The 18,477-nt window shown below is 40.2% G+C and carries 22 protein-coding genes and 1 tRNA gene; 5 read left to right on the plus strand and 18 right to left on the minus strand.

Translation table 11 applies throughout. The features are described from left to right. Positions 1-67 precede the first annotated feature (67 nt). The 9 genes from DWX28_RS08695 to DWX28_RS08735 all read right to left on the minus strand — a co-directional run bounded on the left by DWX28_RS08695 (position 68) and on the right by DWX28_RS08735 (position 5,620). The gene (locus DWX28_RS08695) at positions 68-670 is read right to left on the minus strand and encodes a Type 1 glutamine amidotransferase-like domain-containing protein (RefSeq protein WP_118252475.1); all 603 of its coding nucleotides are present in this window, start codon (positions 668-670) and stop codon (positions 68-70) included. Positions 671-738: 68 nt separating this feature from the next. Beyond that, a complete protein-coding gene (locus tag DWX28_RS08700; RefSeq protein WP_118252521.1) occupies positions 739-1,143 on the minus strand; it encodes a hypothetical protein in 405 nt (134 codons plus the stop codon). 7 nt (positions 1,144-1,150) lie between these two features. Continuing rightward, on the minus strand, positions 1,151-1,447 hold the full coding sequence (locus DWX28_RS08705) for a hypothetical protein (RefSeq protein WP_015514766.1): 297 nt from the start codon (positions 1,445-1,447) through the stop codon (positions 1,151-1,153). A gap of 9 nt (positions 1,448-1,456) precedes the next feature. After that, entirely contained in the window at positions 1,457-1,891 is a 435-nt protein-coding gene (locus DWX28_RS20770) for a DUF6017 domain-containing protein (protein ID WP_243002391.1), read from the minus strand. A gap of 92 nt (positions 1,892-1,983) precedes the next feature. Continuing rightward, the gene (locus tag DWX28_RS20775) at positions 1,984-2,478 is read right to left on the minus strand and encodes a replication initiator protein A (RefSeq protein WP_243002392.1); all 495 of its coding nucleotides are present in this window, start codon (positions 2,476-2,478) and stop codon (positions 1,984-1,986) included. Between the two features lie 78 nt (positions 2,479-2,556). Then, positions 2,557-3,462 (minus strand): ParB/RepB/Spo0J family partition protein, encoded by a 906-nt coding sequence (locus DWX28_RS08715; RefSeq protein WP_118252476.1) that lies wholly within the window; start codon positions 3,460-3,462, stop codon positions 2,557-2,559. Continuing rightward, entirely contained in the window at positions 3,452-4,237 is a 786-nt protein-coding gene (locus DWX28_RS08720) for a ParA family protein (protein WP_173905955.1), read from the minus strand. Before DWX28_RS08720 ends, DWX28_RS08715 begins: the two co-directional genes overlap by 11 nt. A 14-nt stretch (positions 4,238-4,251) precedes the next feature. Then, the gene (locus DWX28_RS08725; RefSeq protein WP_118252478.1) at positions 4,252-5,217 is read right to left on the minus strand and encodes a ParB/RepB/Spo0J family partition protein; all 966 of its coding nucleotides are present in this window, start codon (positions 5,215-5,217) and stop codon (positions 4,252-4,254) included. A 329-nt stretch (positions 5,218-5,546) separates the two neighbouring features. Then, positions 5,547-5,620: transfer RNA gene (locus tag DWX28_RS08735), tRNA-Arg, on the minus strand. Between the two features lie 558 nt (positions 5,621-6,178). On the opposite strand from DWX28_RS08735, the gene DWX28_RS08740 reads away from it, so the two are divergent. Then, positions 6,179-6,457 (plus strand): hypothetical protein, encoded by a 279-nt coding sequence (locus tag DWX28_RS08740; RefSeq protein WP_022213643.1) that lies wholly within the window; start codon positions 6,179-6,181, stop codon positions 6,455-6,457. Between the two features lie 229 nt (positions 6,458-6,686). Next, on the plus strand, positions 6,687-7,049 hold the full coding sequence (locus DWX28_RS08750) for a hypothetical protein (protein WP_022213644.1): 363 nt from the start codon (positions 6,687-6,689) through the stop codon (positions 7,047-7,049). 221 nt (positions 7,050-7,270) lie between these two features. Here the strand turns inward: DWX28_RS08750 and DWX28_RS08755 are convergent, their stop codons facing one another. The 8 genes from DWX28_RS08755 to DWX28_RS08785 all read right to left on the minus strand — a co-directional run bounded on the left by DWX28_RS08755 (position 7,271) and on the right by DWX28_RS08785 (position 13,736). Continuing rightward, a complete protein-coding gene (locus tag DWX28_RS08755; RefSeq protein WP_022213645.1) occupies positions 7,271-8,140 on the minus strand; it encodes a DUF3881 family protein in 870 nt (289 codons plus the stop codon). An 18-nt stretch (positions 8,141-8,158) separates the two neighbouring features. Beyond that, positions 8,159-9,454 (minus strand): serine--tRNA ligase, encoded by a 1,296-nt coding sequence (serS, locus tag DWX28_RS08760; RefSeq protein WP_118252480.1) that lies wholly within the window; start codon positions 9,452-9,454, stop codon positions 8,159-8,161. 36 nt (positions 9,455-9,490) lie between these two features. Next, on the minus strand, positions 9,491-10,027 hold the full coding sequence (locus DWX28_RS08765; RefSeq protein ID WP_118252481.1) for a DUF4446 family protein: 537 nt from the start codon (positions 10,025-10,027) through the stop codon (positions 9,491-9,493). A gap of 17 nt (positions 10,028-10,044) precedes the next feature. Beyond that, on the minus strand, positions 10,045-10,983 hold the full coding sequence (locus DWX28_RS08770) for a ParB/RepB/Spo0J family partition protein (protein WP_022213437.1): 939 nt from the start codon (positions 10,981-10,983) through the stop codon (positions 10,045-10,047). Further along, entirely contained in the window at positions 10,983-11,750 is a 768-nt protein-coding gene (locus DWX28_RS08775) for a ParA family protein (RefSeq protein WP_022213436.1), read from the minus strand. The genes DWX28_RS08770 and DWX28_RS08775 overlap by 1 nt, the downstream gene beginning before the upstream one ends. Positions 11,751-12,047: 297 nt before the next feature. Further along, entirely contained in the window at positions 12,048-12,236 is a 189-nt protein-coding gene (locus tag DWX28_RS19525) for a hypothetical protein (RefSeq protein ID WP_147342094.1), read from the minus strand. A gap of 27 nt (positions 12,237-12,263) precedes the next feature. Further along, a complete protein-coding gene (locus tag DWX28_RS08780) occupies positions 12,264-12,884 on the minus strand; it encodes a response regulator (protein WP_118252482.1) in 621 nt (206 codons plus the stop codon). Between the two features lie 27 nt (positions 12,885-12,911). Beyond that, entirely contained in the window at positions 12,912-13,736 is an 825-nt protein-coding gene (locus tag DWX28_RS08785; RefSeq protein WP_243002393.1) for a sensor histidine kinase, read from the minus strand. A 457-nt stretch (positions 13,737-14,193) separates the two neighbouring features. Here DWX28_RS08785 and DWX28_RS08790 point away from each other — a divergent pair, with 457 nt between their 5' ends. The 3 genes from DWX28_RS08790 to DWX28_RS08800 are packed head-to-tail and all read left to right on the plus strand — an operon-like array spanning position 14,194 to position 17,428. After that, positions 14,194-15,123 carry an ABC transporter ATP-binding protein gene (locus tag DWX28_RS08790; RefSeq protein WP_118252484.1) on the plus strand — a complete coding sequence of 310 codons (930 nt, stop codon included), beginning with the start codon at positions 14,194-14,196 and terminating at the stop codon, positions 15,121-15,123. Between the two features lie 48 nt (positions 15,124-15,171). Continuing rightward, entirely contained in the window at positions 15,172-16,293 is a 1,122-nt protein-coding gene (locus tag DWX28_RS08795) for an ABC transporter permease (RefSeq protein ID WP_118252485.1), read from the plus strand. Continuing rightward, positions 16,280-17,428 (plus strand): ABC transporter permease, encoded by a 1,149-nt coding sequence (locus DWX28_RS08800; protein WP_118252486.1) that lies wholly within the window; start codon positions 16,280-16,282, stop codon positions 17,426-17,428. The genes DWX28_RS08795 and DWX28_RS08800 overlap by 14 nt, the downstream gene beginning before the upstream one ends. Positions 17,429-17,510: 82 nt before the next feature. On the opposite strand, the gene DWX28_RS08805 is transcribed toward DWX28_RS08800, so the two are convergent. Then, on the minus strand, positions 17,511-18,464 hold the full coding sequence (locus tag DWX28_RS08805) for an alpha/beta fold hydrolase (protein WP_118252487.1): 954 nt from the start codon (positions 18,462-18,464) through the stop codon (positions 17,511-17,513). Positions 18,465-18,477: the final 13 nt, after the last annotated feature.

Here is an 18,477-nt window from a genome sequence, read left to right on the forward strand (position 1 = left end):
GGATAAACCGGAATCCCACCGGCTTGACTACACACCCTTAGCTGGGCGCACAACTGGAATTTTCAAATTAGTCTTTGCAAATAACCTTTGAATCTTCACCATCAATTACAATTCCCTGACGGTTGTTAATCGGGCATAGATTCAAATCCGAAAACTCAGTTATTATTTTCTCGGTAACTTTCTTAAATGGTGCTGTAAGATAATGCGGAAGAACATAGAAATCAATCAAATCAAGCCCTGCATCATCTTCTTGTGAGTAGTCCTCTGGCTTTTCATCCATTTGCTCGATATATTGGATGCTTGGAGCACATATAATTGCGCCTGCCGACTCGCCGATCATCAATTTTCCATTTGCCAATTCCTTTTTCAGTAGCCCATCAGTTCCCGTTTTACGGAGCTGGTCCATAAGAAAGAAAGAATTTCCGCCGGTAAAATATATCACATCTGCTTCTTCAAAAACAGACTGTATCGTTGAATAAGCCTCCGTTGAAATATCAATTTCAGTTACGATTGCCCCCAACTTTTTGAATAATTTTCGAGCCGAGCCGACATAACCGGTGTAGCCTTCACGCAGTGAAGCTGTTGGAATAAATGCGACTTTCTTATTTTCAATTTCTTCCTTTATCAGACTTCCCACACTTGAAAAGTGCGAACATAAAAATAGTTTCATCAATATTCTCCTTTATAAATTCCGATTTGCACATCAAATCGTTTTCTTCATTCTATCACAGTATCATATTATTCCGCCATCAATTTTTCGAACCAGGTATCCATGACAATAATAAACTGGCCTGCGCCTTGCCATTCTTGCAGCATTTCATCCAGAGTTTTGTGTTTCTCATATTTCTGCACATACACCCAGGTGGCTATACCACTGGCCTCAGAAATAATTCCTGTTATGATCTTACGCATGATGCCCTCAAATTCTGCGATTTCCTCTTTTGAAACGATGTCATAGAGATTAGGAATCTGAAAATCTTCTTTCCCACAGTTCTCATGTACATTAATCAACTCTGCTTTCACCCTTTTTCTGGATTCCTCGGGTAATTTCAAATATTGCCAGATCATTGAGACCACTTCGGAAGGTGTGTCTTTTTTGATCGGTGGTAACTGAATAAAATCATTGTTTTCGCTCATTTTCATATCCTCCTCACGATAAAATAAAATCAATAATACTTTCTCTTGTCATATCCAGTACAGTGTCTACAAACACTCCTGCAAACAGGATCAGATACAGAATTACACTCAGCGAAAACAGGAATGCAACCTGTACCCAATCATGGTAACAGTATGCAGTCGCTATAATCAACAAAGTGAATATAAATCCAAGGATCCCTCTGACAACCGCATAAGTCTGTACTGTCATCTTCACTGCCAGGCCGATCACAAAAAGTATCAGCCATACCGGCAGTAATAATATCTTCCCAGCAAGTTTTAAAATAAACATGTGCACCTCCTATCTTACCAGTCCTGGCATATCATGGTTCACTTCTGCCTGATAATACCCATTCATCGTAGACGGTGCATTAAACAGGGCTGCTAATAAATATTTCTTGATGTTCTTCACCTTTGTGGTGTTACCACGCATACAGTGTAAGACATACTCGATATGTGAATAGGTCAGCATCAGAAATTTTTTCTTCACCAGAGATGCCGGATACCAGTTGCTGGCAATCAAGATCTTGTCATTTTTACACATCACAGTTTCTACGATCAGGTTCACGACTTCATCTACCTGTCGCATATCGTCATGATGGGTTATTTCCAGTGATTCATAATCAATGGTCTCCTTGACAAGGTTTTCATAAGCCTGATAATCCTCAGAGCGATTATCGCTATCACATCTTTTCTCATCCACAGATATGATATGATTAGATTTATTATCATTCATTTCAGTATCACTAAGATTAGTATTATTAGGGTTTGAAATGTAAACTTCTTGAAGTTTGTTTTCGGGACTTCATGAAGTTTGATTTTGGGACTTCATGAAGTTTGATTTTGGGACTTCATGAAGTTTAAATTGTAAACTTCTGCAGTCTCTTCATTTTCCACAGAAGTTTGTTTTTTAAACTTCTCTAATTCCTCTCCAAATTTTTTCTCATCTGTTTTCTCAGGCATAAAGGTTTTTACGTAGATAACATTCACCTTTCCAAATCCCTGTCTACGTTTCTCAATCAGACCAATTCCTGTTTCGTCATCCAGTTCTCTCATGGATTTGATGGCTTTATTTCTGCCACAGTTCAGTAATTCCATGATATCTTCGATGGAAAAGTAGATATATGCTCTGTTTTTGTCGTCAAACCACTGATTCTTGATGGAAAGAGACATTCGATCCAACATCAGTCCATATAAAATTTTGGCATCGCTTGATAAATCTTTAAAGTAGCTGTCTGTAAATAATGCTTTTGGTATGCGGTAGAAGCTGAACTGATCAGCTTCGGTACCGTAAAAATAATTAAATGTCATTTTTTTCTCCATAATTTCCTCCTTTCGTTTTCTGCTAAGAAGTCCTCTTTTTAAACTTCTTTGACTTTGTTTTCTTAGCTTTTTCTATCCTTAACAGGACTGTTCCTGCATCCATTTTTCTAATAATGATTCAATTACCTGTTCCATATCTTTGGCTGTATAATCATCCGGAAAATACTTTGTCAGTTTCTTTTCTGAGAAAGTAAGAGACCGGGATACTTTCTTTGCCATTACACAATTATTGAAAATCGATAACATCTGGATCTGATTGATTGGTCCATCATTCAGCTGATTTCTAAGTGCTGCAATCTGTTTTGGTTTGATAAATCCTGTGTCGCAGATATATTCGTAAATCCATCCCTGTACTTCCTTATCGATGTAAGAGATATCTACAGCAACCGTGAACTGAAGCTTTTTGTTATCTACCAGATCAAGAAGTTCCGGAATAAGCTCTGTCAGTCGGATATAACGCTGAACACTTCGTGCACTTTCTCCAACCTGTTTTCCTATTTCTTGATCTGTCCGTAAATGTGTGCCACATTGGCACGGATTTTCTTTTGTCGGACGACCTGCTGTTCTTCTCATAGCATCCATTTTCATCTTATATGCAAATGCTTTCTCACTCGGTAACAGTTCCTCTCGCTGAATGTTAGCGTCCACCATCGCAATCACCGCATCATCATCCGATAATTCTCTTACGATTGCCGGAATAGTCGTAAGTCCTGCAAGCTGTGCTGCATGCATTCTTCTGTGTCCTGATACCATCTCATATTCTTCATTTTCATCCATACGTAGCAGTTCCGGAGTCAGTACTCCATTGATCTTTACACTTTCTACCAGATCCTGCATCTTTTCATCATCCAGCACCTTGAACGGATGATTTTTAAACGGATGGATCTTACTGATCTCTATCTCCATTGCAGATTCTTCATTTACCACACCAAGCAGTTCATCAATACTTGCCAGTTTAATCTTTTCGCCACTTCTATTTTTCATTCTTCAAAACCTCCTGTGTTAAGTTCATATAGACCTCTGCAACCTTTCCTTTCGGACAATGCATGTAGATGCTTTTTCCCTCTGCACTGGTCTCAGCAGCTTTTACAGACATCGGAATTACATTTTCAAATACCTCGATCTGACTTCCGTAGGTTGTATGTACTCTTGATGCAATGCCCCTTGCGTAATTGGTTCTGAAATCAACCATGGTCAGGAGAATGCCCTCAATCGCCAGTTTCCGGTTCAGTCTTTTCTTTACTGTAAGAATGGTCTTGCTCAGCTGCTGAAGTCCTTTCACCGGCAGATATGCGGCTTGCACAGGTATCAGCACAGAATCGGAAGAGACCAGTGCATTGATTGTCATCATACCAAGGCTCGGCATACAGTCGATCAGGATATAATCGTATCGGCATCGTATCGCATCGATATATTCTTTCATGATCATTTCTCTGCTCATAACATTTCCCATCGTTACTTCCAGTGCGGAAAGCTCAATATTTGCCGGGAGAAGATCTACATTTTCCTGGTGATGTAAAATCCCATCTTCCAGAGAGATTTCTTCTTCGTTGATGACATCCATCATGATCGTTGCCAGTGTGATGCGAAGATCATCCGGTTCCTCATATCCAAGACTTGCGGTTAAACTTCCCTGTGGATCCGCGTCGATCAGCAACACTTTCTTACCTTCTCTTGCCAGTCCAATGCCTACATTTACGGTTGTGGTGGTCTTTCCGACACCACCTTTCTGGTTTACTACGGATATAACTTTACACATGATTTCTTTCTCCTTTAACTTTCCCATGATTCTTTTTTCCATAATTTCAACAGTGCCAGTATTTCCCGTTTCATCATTGCCGGTGTATAAGAATTTGGAAAATACTTGTGCAACTGCTCGTTTGTGAATGCCACTCTTGTGATCTCACCCTTTTTCACTTCACACATGATCTCTTCCATCTTTTCCAGTGACAACTGTTTTTCTTTACTCAGTTGCCGGATCCTCTGGGCCTGTGAGAGTGATGGGATTGCCTGTGCATACTCCATTGCTACAAGCAGTTCTCTTTGTTCTTTTTCACTTAATGCAGCTATCTCTACAGCCGGACAAAAAGAAATGATCTCATCATCCAGTTTCTGCAACATTTCCGGTATCAGTTTTGTCAGTGAAATATAACGCTGCACTTGTTTTGGGCTATCGCCACAATCTTCACTGATGATTTCTATTGCCCGCTTTCTTGGTGTTTTGTGGTCAACTTGGCTCTTTTTTCGACCACTTTTTCTTTTTAATACGTCATTCTTCAATTTGTAAGCAAAAGCTTTTTCACTGTAGCTGATCCGTTCTCTGTGAAGATTGGAATCTACCATACTTAGAATTGAATCATCTTCACTTAATACCCGGATAATCACCGGTACTTTTCGGTATCCCAGTTTCTCCGCAGCATGTTTTCTTCTGTGACCGGATATGATCTCATAGTATCCATCCGGTACCGGTCTGACGATCAGCGGCTTTAATATTCCATACTTCTCAATGCTTTCCTGCAGAAGAAACATTTCCTTATCATCTTTCACCTGAAACGGATGCTCTTTGAACGGTCGAAGACGCTCAATCTCAATTTCTATGATTCTTTCTTCGTTTTCTTCTGATTGTCTGTTTGGTTCAGTCATCTTGACTCCTTTCCTCCAGGATTCAGGAAATAAAAAATGCCTGCCTGGAACTTTTATAGATAGTAAAGTTCCAAACAGACATTGCTGTTTGACCATTAGCTGTAGCTAATAGAATTGAATACTGTTTCAGCTAATTCATGTTTGCAGGTTTGGGAGAGATTGTTTCTTTTCCCGCCTTTTCTCTGATTTGCATCCCCGAATAAGGGGTGACAACGGAGCGGAACCCAAATGTTAGCCGGACTTCTTAAAACCCATGTTTGCAAAACGGTAATTTTGATTAGCTGTCAGCTAACAAAAATCGGATTGTGTTAGCTGGAAATTAATCATTTTGAATGGAATTTTGTGTCACGAATGTGATTAGAAAATAACAAAAGCGTTCGAAAATGTCAGCTAATCCAGCTAACATTTTCGAACGCTTTGAAGCCCGTCGCCAAGAGGATTTGAACCTCCGACCCCTCGCTTAGGAGGCGAGTGCTCTATCCAGCTGAGCTATGACGACACATGCCGCAAACCCTTGATTTTACTGGGTTTCTGGGTTTTTTCCCTTCGGCCATATATAAGATTATCAACTATTTTTTGAGTTGTCAATCTACAGATTTTTTTGCTTTGGTAACATTAGAACGTTCCCCAATTTGGGGAATGCTTTGTTGTCACCTTTGGCATTTTTCAGAATAAATTCGAACTGAAAGTTGTTTTTCATTTTTTCCCTTTGGGGAATGCCTCGGCTTTCTCTTAGGAGGCGCCCGTTCTATCCATTAAACTAACAGGACAAATATCTCACAAATGAAATTGTACTATATCTTCTCCCAAAAAACAAGTCTTTTATTTTATCAAGTTTGCATCAAATCATTTATAATTTTTTACAATTCCCTTGACTTTCTTGGTCGTTATATACCCGAGTTGTCCCTGGTAATATGTGCATTCTACCCTGATGAAAAAACTTGTCCCTGAGCAAAACTTTTCTATACAATACTCTGGAGCAAAATCACGTTATACTTTAGTATATATGTCATCAGAAACAACAACGAACTTATTTATAAAAAGGGGACCTTAACTAATGAAAAAGAGATTATTCATCGTAGTAAATGATGTTTTACCATTGCTTGACACCAGAGCAGCAGAGGGAAACAACACTGTTGTAGGTACAGATCCTAATCTCAAAAAATACGATAAAGAAACAGCTATGAAAAATCTGCTGGAAATGGAAGCAGCTTTTGAGTTTCCACAGGCAAAAGAATATATTGATAAACTGGGGATAGTATATAAGGGAAATGGAATTCTCAAAAGGATTTCAGGAGATCTGCTTCCAGAAGAAGCAATGCACTGTTCCCTTTAAGAGATACGCAATTCTGGTTAAAAGATGTTTTGGAGGAAGCGGATAAAATTTTGGCACTTACTGACCCAAAATTAAAATCTTCAGAAAGCTGGTCAAAAAAGACGGACGAAATTCGCGAACTTCGCAAACAGTATAATTTTCTCCAGAAATTTGAAAAGACAATGGTATATGCAAATGGAAAAACCTTTATAGCAGAAGAATATTCCGCGAGTACAGAATTTGTAATCTAATGTTAACAAACAGCGAATGGAAGTATCAGACATTTTATTCTTTTGCCGATTTAAGTGAAGACGCTTTCGCAGATATTCTGGATAAGGCTATCTGGCATCCAGATACATCCGTAGTAGAGAACACCTTTGTAGACAAAAAAGTTTTTAAAGAACCTATTGATAAGAGCTTCAGCGTCTTGATCAAACAGACCAATAACCGTGAAAATGATCTGGAAGAAGCTCCCGACCTGGAGAACGCAGTTTTATATGTAAAATACGATCCTGAAACTGACGTTATCGAAATCTGTGACCACGAGAAAGCGCGTAAGGAATTCAACGAAATCATGCAGAAAGCTCTCCCATTCAACAGCATTAACAGATAAATCCGCCTACCAGTTGGCTACCCCATTTTTTGTAGCAAAGCGGCTATTCATAATCCGCTTCGCTACTTATATATATCTCTTCCTCCTTAAGTAGTATAAATAAGAAAGTCCCCACCCACTGCTTATTGCCTTTCGCAATTAAAGTAGTGGGTGGGGACTTTCTGTTCTTCCAGCAGAATTTTATCTTTATCTGCCGCCTGTATTTTAATATTATTTATCTGTCAGAAATGGATCTGTCCCTGAAGCCAGATATTACCTCGAAAGCGTCTTCCAATCTCCGGTTCACCCAGGAGGTCTTTTTTGTTGATGCAGATATCGAACTGCATGTTATTGCTCTCTACTGTCATCTGAATGAGTTCTTCATTTGTCACCTCATTGCGGGTATGATGGATTTCCTGGATTTCTCCCAGAATTCCATACTGGTCACACTGGATTCCATGAGGCATGAAATAAGAATCCACGATCGTAAAAATATCTTCATTTACGATCCTGTGGGAGATCATGGAATATGTATCCATGTCTTCCATCGTAAGGCTTTCCATCGCTTCCTCGTCACCATTTCTGGCTGCCGCAATCAGCGAACTACGATTCTTACTGGTTTCCTTCTCGACCTTTACTGCTTCTTTATCTTTCAGGACCGGAAGAAGAATACGTCCCTCATCTGCAAGGCCGGATAAAGTCAATGGTTTGTTCAAAACATTTCCTTTGCTTTTTTCGAGCATATATCTCGCACCATTCTGCAGATAAAAGATCAGTGTAATTCCTATTCTCAGATCGTCGCAGGCACCTGCAAAAGATTCTTTGTCTGCATGCCGTTCTACTGTCACCGGTTCATTCGTTGTAATGCCGGTTCCCTTAAAGAAAGGATAATAATATTCCACGTGAAACCTGTTATCTTCATCGTACTGACCGCAAACAGTAATTCCGCAGTCGTATCCATAACTTTTGGAGAATTCAGCAAAAGTGCCGTCCGGATGGTCTGAAACCACGTTTTTTTCATCGTAGTTTCGAATCACATCCAGCAGGATTTCTTTCATCTCCGCACGTTTCTTTATTTCTGAAAAACCGACTGCTTTTAAATAGCTGTGCAAAAGTACACCTCCATATCCTTATGCGCGGGTCTTTTTCTCAATTTTCTTCATGCCGCCCATGTATGGCTGCAGTGCTTCCGGAATATTTACGGATCCGTCAGCATTCAGGTTATTTTCCAGGAATGCGATCAGCATTCTCGGAGGAGCTACTACAGTGTTGTTCAGTGTGTGCGCAAGATATTTCTTGCCATCTTTTCCATTTACACGGATTCTCAGACGACGAGCCTGTGCATCACCTAAGTTAGAGCAGCTTCCTACTTCGAAATATTTCTTCTGTCTTGGAGACCATGCTTCTACGTCAAGAGATTTCACCTTGAGGTCTGCCAGATCACCGGAGCAGCATTCCAGTGTACGAACCGGAATATCCAGAGAACGGAACAGATCAACAGTGTTCTGCCACAGTTTGTCAAACCACATCGGGCTTTCTTCTGGTTTGCAGACAACGATCATTTCCTGTTTTTCAAACTGATGGATACGGTAAACGCCTCTCTCTTCCAGTCCGTGTGCTCCTTTTTCTTTACGGAAGCATGGGGAATAACTTGTCAGTGTTTTTGGAAGTTCTTCTTCCGGAACGATCTGATCGATGAATTTACCGATCATAGAATGCTCACTTGTTCCGATCAGATACAGATCCTCACCTTCGATCTTGTACATCATGGCATCCATCTCTGCAAAGCTCATAACGCCTGTTACAACGTTGCTTCTGATCATGAAAGGCGGTACACAGTAAGTAAATCCACGGTTGATCATGAAGTCACGCGCATATGCGATAACTGCGGAATGAAGTCTTGCGATATCTCCCATCAGATAATAGAATCCGTTACCTGCAACACGTCTTGCACTATCCAGATCGATTCCGTCAAAGCTTTCCATAATATCTGTGTGATATGGAATTTCATAATCCGGAACAACCGGCTCACCAAATTTCTCGATTTCTACGTTTTCACTGTCATCTTTACCAATCGGTACAGATGGATCAATGATGTTCGGGATAACCATCATGTTTTTGAGAAGTTCTTCTTCTACTTCTTTTTCTCTTGCAGAAAGCTCATCAATTCTTGCACCAGATGCAGCCACCTGTTTCTTAACCTCTTCTGCCTCTTCACGTTTGCCCTGACCCATCAGTGCGCCGATCTGTTTGGAAATCTTGTTTCTCTCTGCTCTGAGAGCTTCTACTTCCTGCTTGATCTCACGGTTTTCTTTGTCCAGTTCGATAACCTTGTCTACCAGTTCCAGTTTGCTGTCCTGGAATTTGTTTCTGATATTCTGTTTTACAACTTCCGGATTTTCTCTCACAAATTTAATGTCTAACATTTTTTCTCCTCCTGAAAATAAGTGGTTATATCCATTTTATTTTTTCGTTGTTTCGCCTTCATTTACTTCACCAAGTCCAAAATTGACTGCCTTGCGAAGTGCTTCTACCTCTTCCTGACTAAGCATTACATAAGATTCACCCTTGACGATCTCTTTTAAATAAAGGAAGCAGTTATCACGACTGTGTACTGCATTCAGAATCAGACCTGTGTTTTCTCTGTCAAGAAGTGCCAGTGCAAAACTCAGTTTTCCTCCAACATCGTCAAATGCATCGTATTTTTCAACACCATACTTGCTGTAAAGTAATTTGAAATGTTTTGCCAGAGTGCGTATTGCCTTTTCATGATCCTCTTTTGCCTCAAAAAGATGATCGATCTGTGCAAATTTACGAACGAAAGTTTTCTCAAGTGACTGAGCATCGCTTCCTTTCATAAACATTTTATATTTTCGCTCCAGTCGAGTCAATCTCATATTACTGCTTACTGTAGACGCAATCAATACCAGAACTACAATAAGCAAAATAATGATAACAATTCCAGGATCAATACCAATACTATCAAAAATTGTACTCATATCATACCCCTTTTATTTTATCTGATAGATTCAAATAAATCTATAATTCTCTCAAGGTCATCTCTTGAATAGTATTCTATTTCTATCTTTCCCTTATTGTTCTTCTTTCTGTGAATAAATACACGTGTTCCGGTAATATTCTTCATCTTTTCTTCAAGACTTTCATAAATTGCATCTTCCGCCGAATCAGATGACGAAGTTTCTTTTTTCTTTGATGGGTTTAAGATTGTCTTTACCAGCTTTTCTGTCTCTCTTACGCTGAGCTTCTCATCAAAAATCCGCATTGCTACAGAATACTGTTTCTCTACATCTGAGATAGCAAGCAATGCACGCGCATGTCCTGCTGAAATCATTTCATCCACCATCATCTGCTGTACTCTCGGATCCAGTTTCAACAGACGAAGAGAGTTTGTTACAGCTGTCCTGCTCTTGGATACTCTCTCTGCGATTTCATCCTGTTTCAGATTAAATTCATCAATCAGACGTTTATATGCCATTGCTTCCTCGACAGGATTCAGGTCTTCTCTCTGAATGTTCTCTATCAGGGATATCTCCACAATTTCCTGGTCGGAAAATTCTTTGATGACAACCGGAATTTCTTTCAGTCCAGCCATCTTTGCTGCACGCCATCTCCGTTCTCCTGCGACAATTTCATAATAGTCCTTCTTGTCAGATACGAGAAGCGGCTGCAGAACGCCATACATCTTGATAGATTCAGACAGCTCAAGGAGTGCATCTTCATCAAATTTCTTGCGTGGCTGTTCACGATTCGGCTCTACTTTTGAAATTTTTACAATCGTTTCGCCCTTTACAACGGACTGTTCTGTTGTTGATTTCGTACTTGCTGTATTTGTCTTTGGCTTAGAACTTCTTACAGTTTTAGGTTTTTCCTGTGAAACCTTTTCCGGAAAAAGTGCATCCAGACCTCTTCCAAGTCCTGATTTTTTTCCTGCCATTATTTATCCTCCCTGTTAATAACTTCTTCAGCTAAAAGGCGATAAGCTTCTGCACCGGCAGATCTTGAATCATATATATTGATAGGCTGTCCGTAACTTGGTGCTTCTGCAAGTCTTACATTTCTCGGAATAATGGTCTTATAAATATTCTGTTGAAGATTATCCTTTACATTCTCGACTACCTGTAAAGAAAGATTTGTTCTGGCATCATACATGGTAAATACAACGCCTTCCATTGCAAGTTTCTTATTTAATCTGTCTTTTACAAGATCAATCGTATGTATCAGCTGAGAAAGGCCTTCCAAAGCATAATACTCACACTGTATTGGAACAAGGACAGAAGTTGCAGCTGTTAATGCATTGATTGTCAGCATATTCAAAGACGGCGGACAATCCAAGATAATATAATCATATTTTCTTCGAAGTTTATCCGTAATTCCCTTTAAAATATACTCTTTATCATCCACACCAATCAATTCGATTTCTGCTCCGGATAAATTTATATTGGATGGAATTAAATCAAGATTTTCCACTACATCTTTTATAACTGTTTTTTTAATGTCAGCTTCTCCAAGAAGCAATTCATAAAGCGTATTTTCTACGCCATTTTTATCAACGCCTAACCCACTGGTTGTGTTTCCCTGCGGATCTATGTCAATTGCCAGAACTTTTTTCCCTTTTTCAGCAAGGCATGCAGAAAGGTTAATTGCCGTTGTAGACTTACCAACACCGCCTTTCTGGTTGGCTACTGCTATAATTCTTCCCAAAGTTCACCCTCCTTTCAAAATCATTTACGACCTATCAATTATAGCACTTTTGCCTTTAATGTTCCACATAATGTTTCACGTGAAACATTAAAATTTAGGGAAATTTTCATCAACGAATTGTTTATAATTTACAAGTTACAAATATATCTTTCTATATCATCTATCTTACAGCGCGTCCGTCAATGTTTCACGTGAAACATTTTATAAGCGTGAAACATACAATATTAATCATTTCTGTTTCATCTATTTTGAACAGTCCTGGTAAAGTGCATCACGAATGAGCTTTGTCGGCATCTTTTAGTTTACATAATATTGGTTCATTAAGAAGCGTCGCCTCACATGTCTTTCTATTAAATACATTTGTCTTTTTTCTTTCCTTTTCCCTAATGCCTGATATCTTCTTTCATCTTCCCATTTTTCCCTTCTATCTGCTTCATCACACGCTTTTTTCCCTGTATATGCCTCCTCTCTGGCACCTTTTTCCACATAATTGTATATTTTTTTAATAATTATTCACCTGTGTTGATAATAAAACACCGCCACCTGAGTCCTGTCCCTTAATTGCAGTTTATCTAATATGGCACTCAGATAATTTCGGATAGTTCCTTCGCTCAAAAACAGCTCTGCCGCAATTTCTCTGTTGCTGTATCCATCAGCGATCAGACGGATAATCTCCTGTTCCCGTTCGTTGATCCCATAACTACTGTAATCGAACTTTTCTTCCTTCCTGATCAGATCTGGTATTTTAGATACGATTTCTTTTCCAAAAACCGTCTGCCCTAAATTTACCGCCTGCAGCGCAGGAAGAATACTGGCATAATCCTGTTTTAAGAGGTATCCTTTTGCCCCTAACCGAAGTGCTTTTACTATATATTCATCATCCAGAAATGTCGTCAAAAGCAGGATTTTTGCCTCCGGATACTCCTGCAGAATATGTTCAGAAGCCTCCAATCCGTTCATTCCTTTCATCCGAATGTCCATCAGCAGTACATCCGGGCAATACTGTCTGTACAGTCTGCACGCATCCTCTCCATCGATTCCAGTTGCAGCCACTTCAACGTCCCCATTGGTCTGTAAGATCGTCTTCAACGCTTCTGTAACCAGACAATCATCATCTACAATTACTATCTTCATCTTAATTTTATCCTCATTTTTACTGTTCTAATCCTGTTGTTTTGGAATTACGGCAAATATCCGAAATCCATTTTTTCCATTGATCTGCAAGGTTCCTCCAAGTGATGTCACCCGTTCCTGCATATTTTTTAATCCTATTCCTTTGCTGTCTGCTTCCTTTTCTGAATATCCTTTTCCATTATCTTCGATACAAAGCTGATACAATGCCGGATGTTCTCTGAGTACTATTTTTACAGCTGTCGCATTACTGTGTTTTATAACATTCGACAGTGCTTCTTTTATAATTGCCGCAAAGCAGTATTTAATTTTATTGGGTATTATTTCGGACATATCGTATTCCATCGTGCAATTTTCAAAGTCCTTTATAATTCCCTCTGTTATCTCTCTGAGAGTTTCAGATTCATCATGAAGATTATGTACGCTTGAACGTATACTGTTCATAGCAGAATTCAGTGATGTGTCCAGTCCTTCCAACAGACTTTCCATATTCTTGTCCCGATTTAAGGTCTTTGCCGCGCCGGTTAATAAGATAGTCCTTGAAAGCAAATGTCCTACATTATCATGGATTTCGCGGGCAATTCGGTTTCTCTCACGAAGTGTTGCCGCATAAATTTCATAATTTTGTTTTTCCTGCAATGCTTTGTTTTTTTCTGCAAGAAGCAGGGTACGTTCTTCGCTGTCATCTTTTATTCTTCTTATTTCAAAGTACATTTTGTCGTACTTTATTGCATCAGTCGCTAATATCCACGCTAAAGCCTCTATAATCAGTAATATAGTTGTCATTATTGGCAAAGAAGCGTCATTTTTTATCAGTATTATTGTTCCCAGAAACCCTCCTGAAAGTGTCGTCACCGTCTCCTGTTCTCTTACGAGAATATAGATCAATACGGGACAGAACAATCTTATTTCCGGCATTACAAAAAATGATACCGCAAATATACTCCATAATAAGATTTTGGTGTATTTCCTGTCAAAGAAGTAACTGCCACATATTAATATCACTGTCTCTAGCATTGCCAGTACCAGCCCTCTATTCAGGCTGAGTGTACATAATGGCAGGATTCCTCCCAGAAAAAGTATTCCTGTATCTCGAAAATACCTCATCACTCAATTCCTCACTATTTATTGATACTACTGCAAACAATTACGTAAAAACATCTCTGTTCAGAATCATTATAATATATTCCCCTGCTACATACAAAGTGACAAATGTCACGTCTCTTTGGTGACATCACGCACTTGGTATTCTTTCTGATTTCTTTTATAATTATTTTATAACCTCAAATTATATGAAACCGGAGGAACTATTATGATTCATATAGAAAATCTTGTAAAACGATATGGAGATCTGGTCGCTCTGAATCATCTGAATCTGGATATCAAAGAAGGAGAGATCTTCGGTCTTCTCGGTCCGAACGGTTCCGGCAAAACAACTGCTATCAACTGTCTCCTTTCTCTGCTGAAATATGATAAGGGTGACATCGAGATCTTCGGGCAGAAAATGACGCCTGACAACTACGAAGTCAAGCAGCAGATTGGTATCGTATTGCAGAATGTCGCTGTTTTTGATGAACTGACCGTATACGAAAATATTGATTATTTCTGCGGTCTGTACATACATGACAAAAATCGGCGAAGGGAACTTGTCGAAGAAGCCATCCGGTTTGTCGGACTGGAAGACTACCGCAAAACACGACCTCAAAAGCTTTCCGGCGGTCTTCTCAGAAGGCTCAATATTGCCTGCGGGATTGCTCACAAACCACGACTTATCATCCTCGATGAGCCAACTGTCGCCGTAGATCCGCAAAGCCGCAATAAAATCCTGGAGGGCATTCAGGAATTAAACCGCCAGGGTTCTACGATCATCTACACTTCACACTACATGGAAGAGGTCGAACAGATCTGTACACGAATCGCGATCATGGATCACGGACGCGTCATCGCATCCGGAACCACTGAAGAATTAAAGAAAATGATCAAAACCGGCGAAACGATCACCGTCGAAGCTCTTCTTCTGACCGAAAAGCAGCTTCAGGATATCCGAAATCTTCCCCATGTATTTGATGTACATTATGAAGATCAGATCCTCACTCTTCGCTGCACCGGTGCACAGCATAACCTGATCCGGATTCTGAATTACCTCCAGAGCCAGAATCTCACATTTGGCAGGGTTTTCTCTGAACTTCCTACACTGAATGATGTATTTCTTGAAATAACGGGAAAACAGCTTCGTGATTGATGTATAATTATGCATTATTATGTATATTTTTAAGAAAGGATCTTTTCTATGCTGCATTTAATAAAATATAACCTTCTGGTCAAGCTGCGAAATTTTAATATGGTCTTCTGGCCGCTTGTTTTTCCGCTGATCATGGCCACTTTTTTCTTTTTTGCATTTGGAAATCTGAATGACGCGGACTTTGAAACCGTGCAGGTCGCACTTGTAAAAGAGTCTGCCAATCCTGTATTTGTTTTTTTCCTTGATCAGGTTCAAAGCGGAGATTCTGAACTGATCGCTCTTCATGAAATGAGTGAAAAGGATGCGCTTGACGCATTAAGTCAGAAAAAGATCTCCGGCATCTACTATGAACAGGCTATCCCAGACCTTACACTCAATGGACAGGGAATTCCTGAGAGCATTCTACAGTCCGTCCTGGAAAGTTATGAAAACAATCTGCATACGCTGCAGACCATCCTGAAAAAACATCCTTCCGGACTTCTCTCCGCTCTCCGGCAGATGTCAGATACAAAAGAACTGGTCCGGGAAGTCTCTCTCGGCGGCAAAACAATAGATGGGAATTCGCAGTTTTTTTACGCTCTGGTCGCAATGGGATGTCTTTATGGATGTTTTATCGGCTTTGGCTCTGTGATCACTTTACAGGCCAATTTAACGGCTCTGGCGGCACGTCGCTGCATCACGCCTACCCACAAGCTGAAACTGATCCTTTCAGAACAGATTGCCTCTTTTCTGCTGGGGTACGCAGATGTGATCGTTCTGCTTCTGTATCTGCGAAATATCCTGAACCTAGATTTTCAGGGACAGTTCGGCAAAATGTTGATTATTTCTCTGTTCGGAAGCCTGATCGGTGTATCTATGGGATTGTTTATCGGAAGTCTTAGCAGACTGAATGAAGGCATCAAGATCGGAATCATGCTCGCAATCTCCATGTCCTGCTGTTTTTTGTCAGGACTTATGAACGGCTCTATGAAAGACACCGTAGAAAAACACGCTCCGATCATCAACAGGTTCAATCCTGCTGCACTGATCTCCGATGCTCTTTACTGTATTAATGTATATGACGATGCCTCACGCTATTACAGAAATCTGATCACACTGATCGTCATGAGTGCCGCGCTTGTTCTTGCTTCATTCTTGCTTATCCGGAGGGAACGTTATGACAGTATTTAAAGGATACTTAAAAATTTTAAAGAAAAATCTCGGAATGCTTCTGATATATCTGGTGATCTTTTTTGCAATTGCCATCGCACTTCAGGCTTCTGCCCGCAAAGAGCATCTCGGTACTTTTGAAAAGACACGGATCAATGTTGCCGTCGCAGACAGAGATCAGAGCGAACTTTCCCGGGGTCTTATCAGATACCTCAGTACTATCCACAATGTATCTGAAATCTCCAGTGAACCATCCGTTATGCAGGAGGAACTTTTTTACAGAAATACATCTTATATCGTGCAGATCCCGGAAAATTTTTACCAGACATGTATTGAAGAGGAAGAACCTCTCTCCGTCACCAAAGTCCCTGGTTCTTATACCTCTTTTTACGTAGATCAGCAGATCAGTACATGGATCAATTCCATACGTACTTATACAGCCGCAGGTTTTTCCCTTAAGGAAGCCATGGATGCATCCATGGAATTGCCTGCCTCGGAAGTAACTATGTACAAAGGTACGGAAAATAATCTTGAAACACCACCTTATATTTACTATTTCCGCTATGTTCCTTATCTGTTTCTTGCTGTGCTCAGTTATTCCATGGGGTATGTTCTCCTGGCTTTTCAGAAAGAAGATATCCTGAAACGAATGCGCGCCTCAGCAGTCTCGCTGCGTCGTCAGAATATGGAAGGACTGCTCGCAATGTTTATGCTCGGAGCTGTACTCTGGCTGATCTCAGTCGCAGGTGTCTGTGTCCTTTTTGGTAAGGAGTTCCTTACTTCTCCTCTGATCGGATACTATATTCTGAATACGGCACTGATGCTTGGTATTGCACTTTCGCTCTCCTATCTTGTGGGGATTTTTGTCAAAAACAGCAATATGCTGAATGGAATCTCCAACCTGCTTTCACTGGGAATGTGCTTTCTGTGCGGAGCATTTGTCCCAATGAGTATTATGAACAAAAGCGTCCTTAAGATTGCTCAGTTTCTGCCGGTCTACTGGTATGAATCTATAAATGAAACACTTGCACAATACAAAACCCTGCCCGTACCTGTTGCAGAAGAAATCTGGAAATCCATGGGAATCGAAGCTATGTTTATTGCTGCCTTTGTATTTATGATTCTGGCGATTTCGAAGTATAAACAGCAGGGCTGATATTTTCTCCTCAATTTAAAAAAAGCCCCGTGGCTGGCTGAATTTGTTTATCAACTGTTCAGTCAGCTACAGGGCTTGTGCATTAAAAGAAAATTCCAACCTGTTCCAGAAAATGTTCCGGATCCTCTACCTGTGGAAAATGTTTTGTTTCGTTAAGAGTAACTGTTTCCACAGATGGGTTAATGTTCTGATAAGCTTCTACTGTCGCTTCTCCATTGTTCTCAGCTTCACCCTCTACAATATAAAGACTGTTATCAATCTCTTTCAGTGCACGGGTGATATCGATATTCATGTATTTTGATATTTTGTTTGCATATACATTCTTTGCATAACATCCGCCTTTGTGGGCAGCCTCATAATAAGCGTCCTGAAGATCGCGAAGCGGGTGGAATGGATCAAAGGCAAAGTTCTCAATAAACTCGTTATTGATCGCGGCTCTGGACACAACCATATGGTAAACCAGAGTACCAAATACCGGAACTTCCAGACACTTGCGGAAAATTTTATCTTTCTTTGTCGGCATCTGTTTCAGGACTCCCGGACTGACCGGATTGACCATCATGATCTTGTTGAACAGTTTTTCTTCATTGCGGCATGCCATAATAACAAAGGATCCTGAATAACCGCTGACGATCACATCGGTTTTCTCTCCGATCACATTTTTGATGAAATCGCAGATGCTCTGAACATATACATAATTTGTATAAGTCATACCTGGTTTCTCGGAACGTCCACAACCTGGAAGGTCTATGTTATACACGGTATGCTCCAGTGCAAGATCATCCTCTATCCTGCTCCATTCATATCCGGAACCGCCTGGAAGCATATCATGGATCAGAAGGATCGGGCTTCCTTTGCCTTTTCTTGTATAATAGATATCACCAAAACGCCAATGGTAATAATTTTTGCCATTTGTATCAAGCATTTCCTTCAGACCTGCTGATGCCGCAACCACTTTGTTCGCAATGTGGATGATAGCTGTTGTCGTTGTTGCCAGTGCTGCGAGAGTTATCAGTCGTTTACCGTGTTTATTCATGTTTTACCTCCCT

Origin of the sequence: Blautia sp. AF19-10LB (assembly GCF_003461245.1) — a bacterium.
Classification (GTDB): domain Bacteria; phylum Bacillota; class Clostridia; order Lachnospirales; family Lachnospiraceae; genus Blautia_A; species Blautia_A intestinihominis.

Coding starts and splice junctions, on each gene's coding strand:
- DWX28_RS08695 (WP_118252475.1), bottom strand. CDS start 670: ATGAAACTATTTTTATGTTCGCACTTTTCAAGTGTGGGAAGTCTGATA.
- DWX28_RS08700 (WP_118252521.1), bottom strand. CDS start 1,143: ATGAAAATGAGCGAAAACAATGATTTTATTCAGTTACCACCGATCAAA.
- DWX28_RS08705 (WP_015514766.1), bottom strand. CDS start 1,447: ATGTTTATTTTAAAACTTGCTGGGAAGATATTATTACTGCCGGTATGG.
- DWX28_RS20770 (WP_243002391.1), bottom strand. CDS start 1,891: ATGAATGATAATAAATCTAATCATATCATATCTGTGGATGAGAAAAGA.
- DWX28_RS20775 (WP_243002392.1), bottom strand. CDS start 2,478: ATGGAGAAAAAAATGACATTTAATTATTTTTACGGTACCGAAGCTGAT.
- DWX28_RS08715 (WP_118252476.1), bottom strand. CDS start 3,462: ATGAAAAATAGAAGTGGCGAAAAGATTAAACTGGCAAGTATTGATGAA.
- DWX28_RS08720 (WP_173905955.1), bottom strand. CDS start 4,237: ATGTGTAAAGTTATATCCGTAGTAAACCAGAAAGGTGGTGTCGGAAAG.
- DWX28_RS08725 (WP_118252478.1), bottom strand. CDS start 5,217: ATGGTCAAACAGCAATGTCTGTTTGGAACTTTACTATCTATAAAAGTT.
- DWX28_RS08740 (WP_022213643.1), top strand. CDS start 6,179: ATGAAAAAGAGATTATTCATCGTAGTAAATGATGTTTTACCATTGCTT.
- DWX28_RS08750 (WP_022213644.1), top strand. CDS start 6,687: ATGTTAACAAACAGCGAATGGAAGTATCAGACATTTTATTCTTTTGCC.
- serS (WP_118252480.1), bottom strand. CDS start 9,454: ATGTTAGACATTAAATTTGTGAGAGAAAATCCGGAAGTTGTAAAACAG.
- DWX28_RS08765 (WP_118252481.1), bottom strand. CDS start 10,027: ATGAGTACAATTTTTGATAGTATTGGTATTGATCCTGGAATTGTTATC.
- DWX28_RS08770 (WP_022213437.1), bottom strand. CDS start 10,983: ATGGCAGGAAAAAAATCAGGACTTGGAAGAGGTCTGGATGCACTTTTT.
- DWX28_RS08780 (WP_118252482.1), bottom strand. CDS start 12,884: ATGAAGATAGTAATTGTAGATGATGATTGTCTGGTTACAGAAGCGTTG.
- DWX28_RS08790 (WP_118252484.1), top strand. CDS start 14,194: ATGATTCATATAGAAAATCTTGTAAAACGATATGGAGATCTGGTCGCT.
- DWX28_RS08795 (WP_118252485.1), top strand. CDS start 15,172: ATGCTGCATTTAATAAAATATAACCTTCTGGTCAAGCTGCGAAATTTT.
- DWX28_RS08800 (WP_118252486.1), top strand. CDS start 16,280: ATGACAGTATTTAAAGGATACTTAAAAATTTTAAAGAAAAATCTCGGA.
- DWX28_RS08805 (WP_118252487.1), bottom strand. CDS start 18,464: ATGAATAAACACGGTAAACGACTGATAACTCTCGCAGCACTGGCAACA.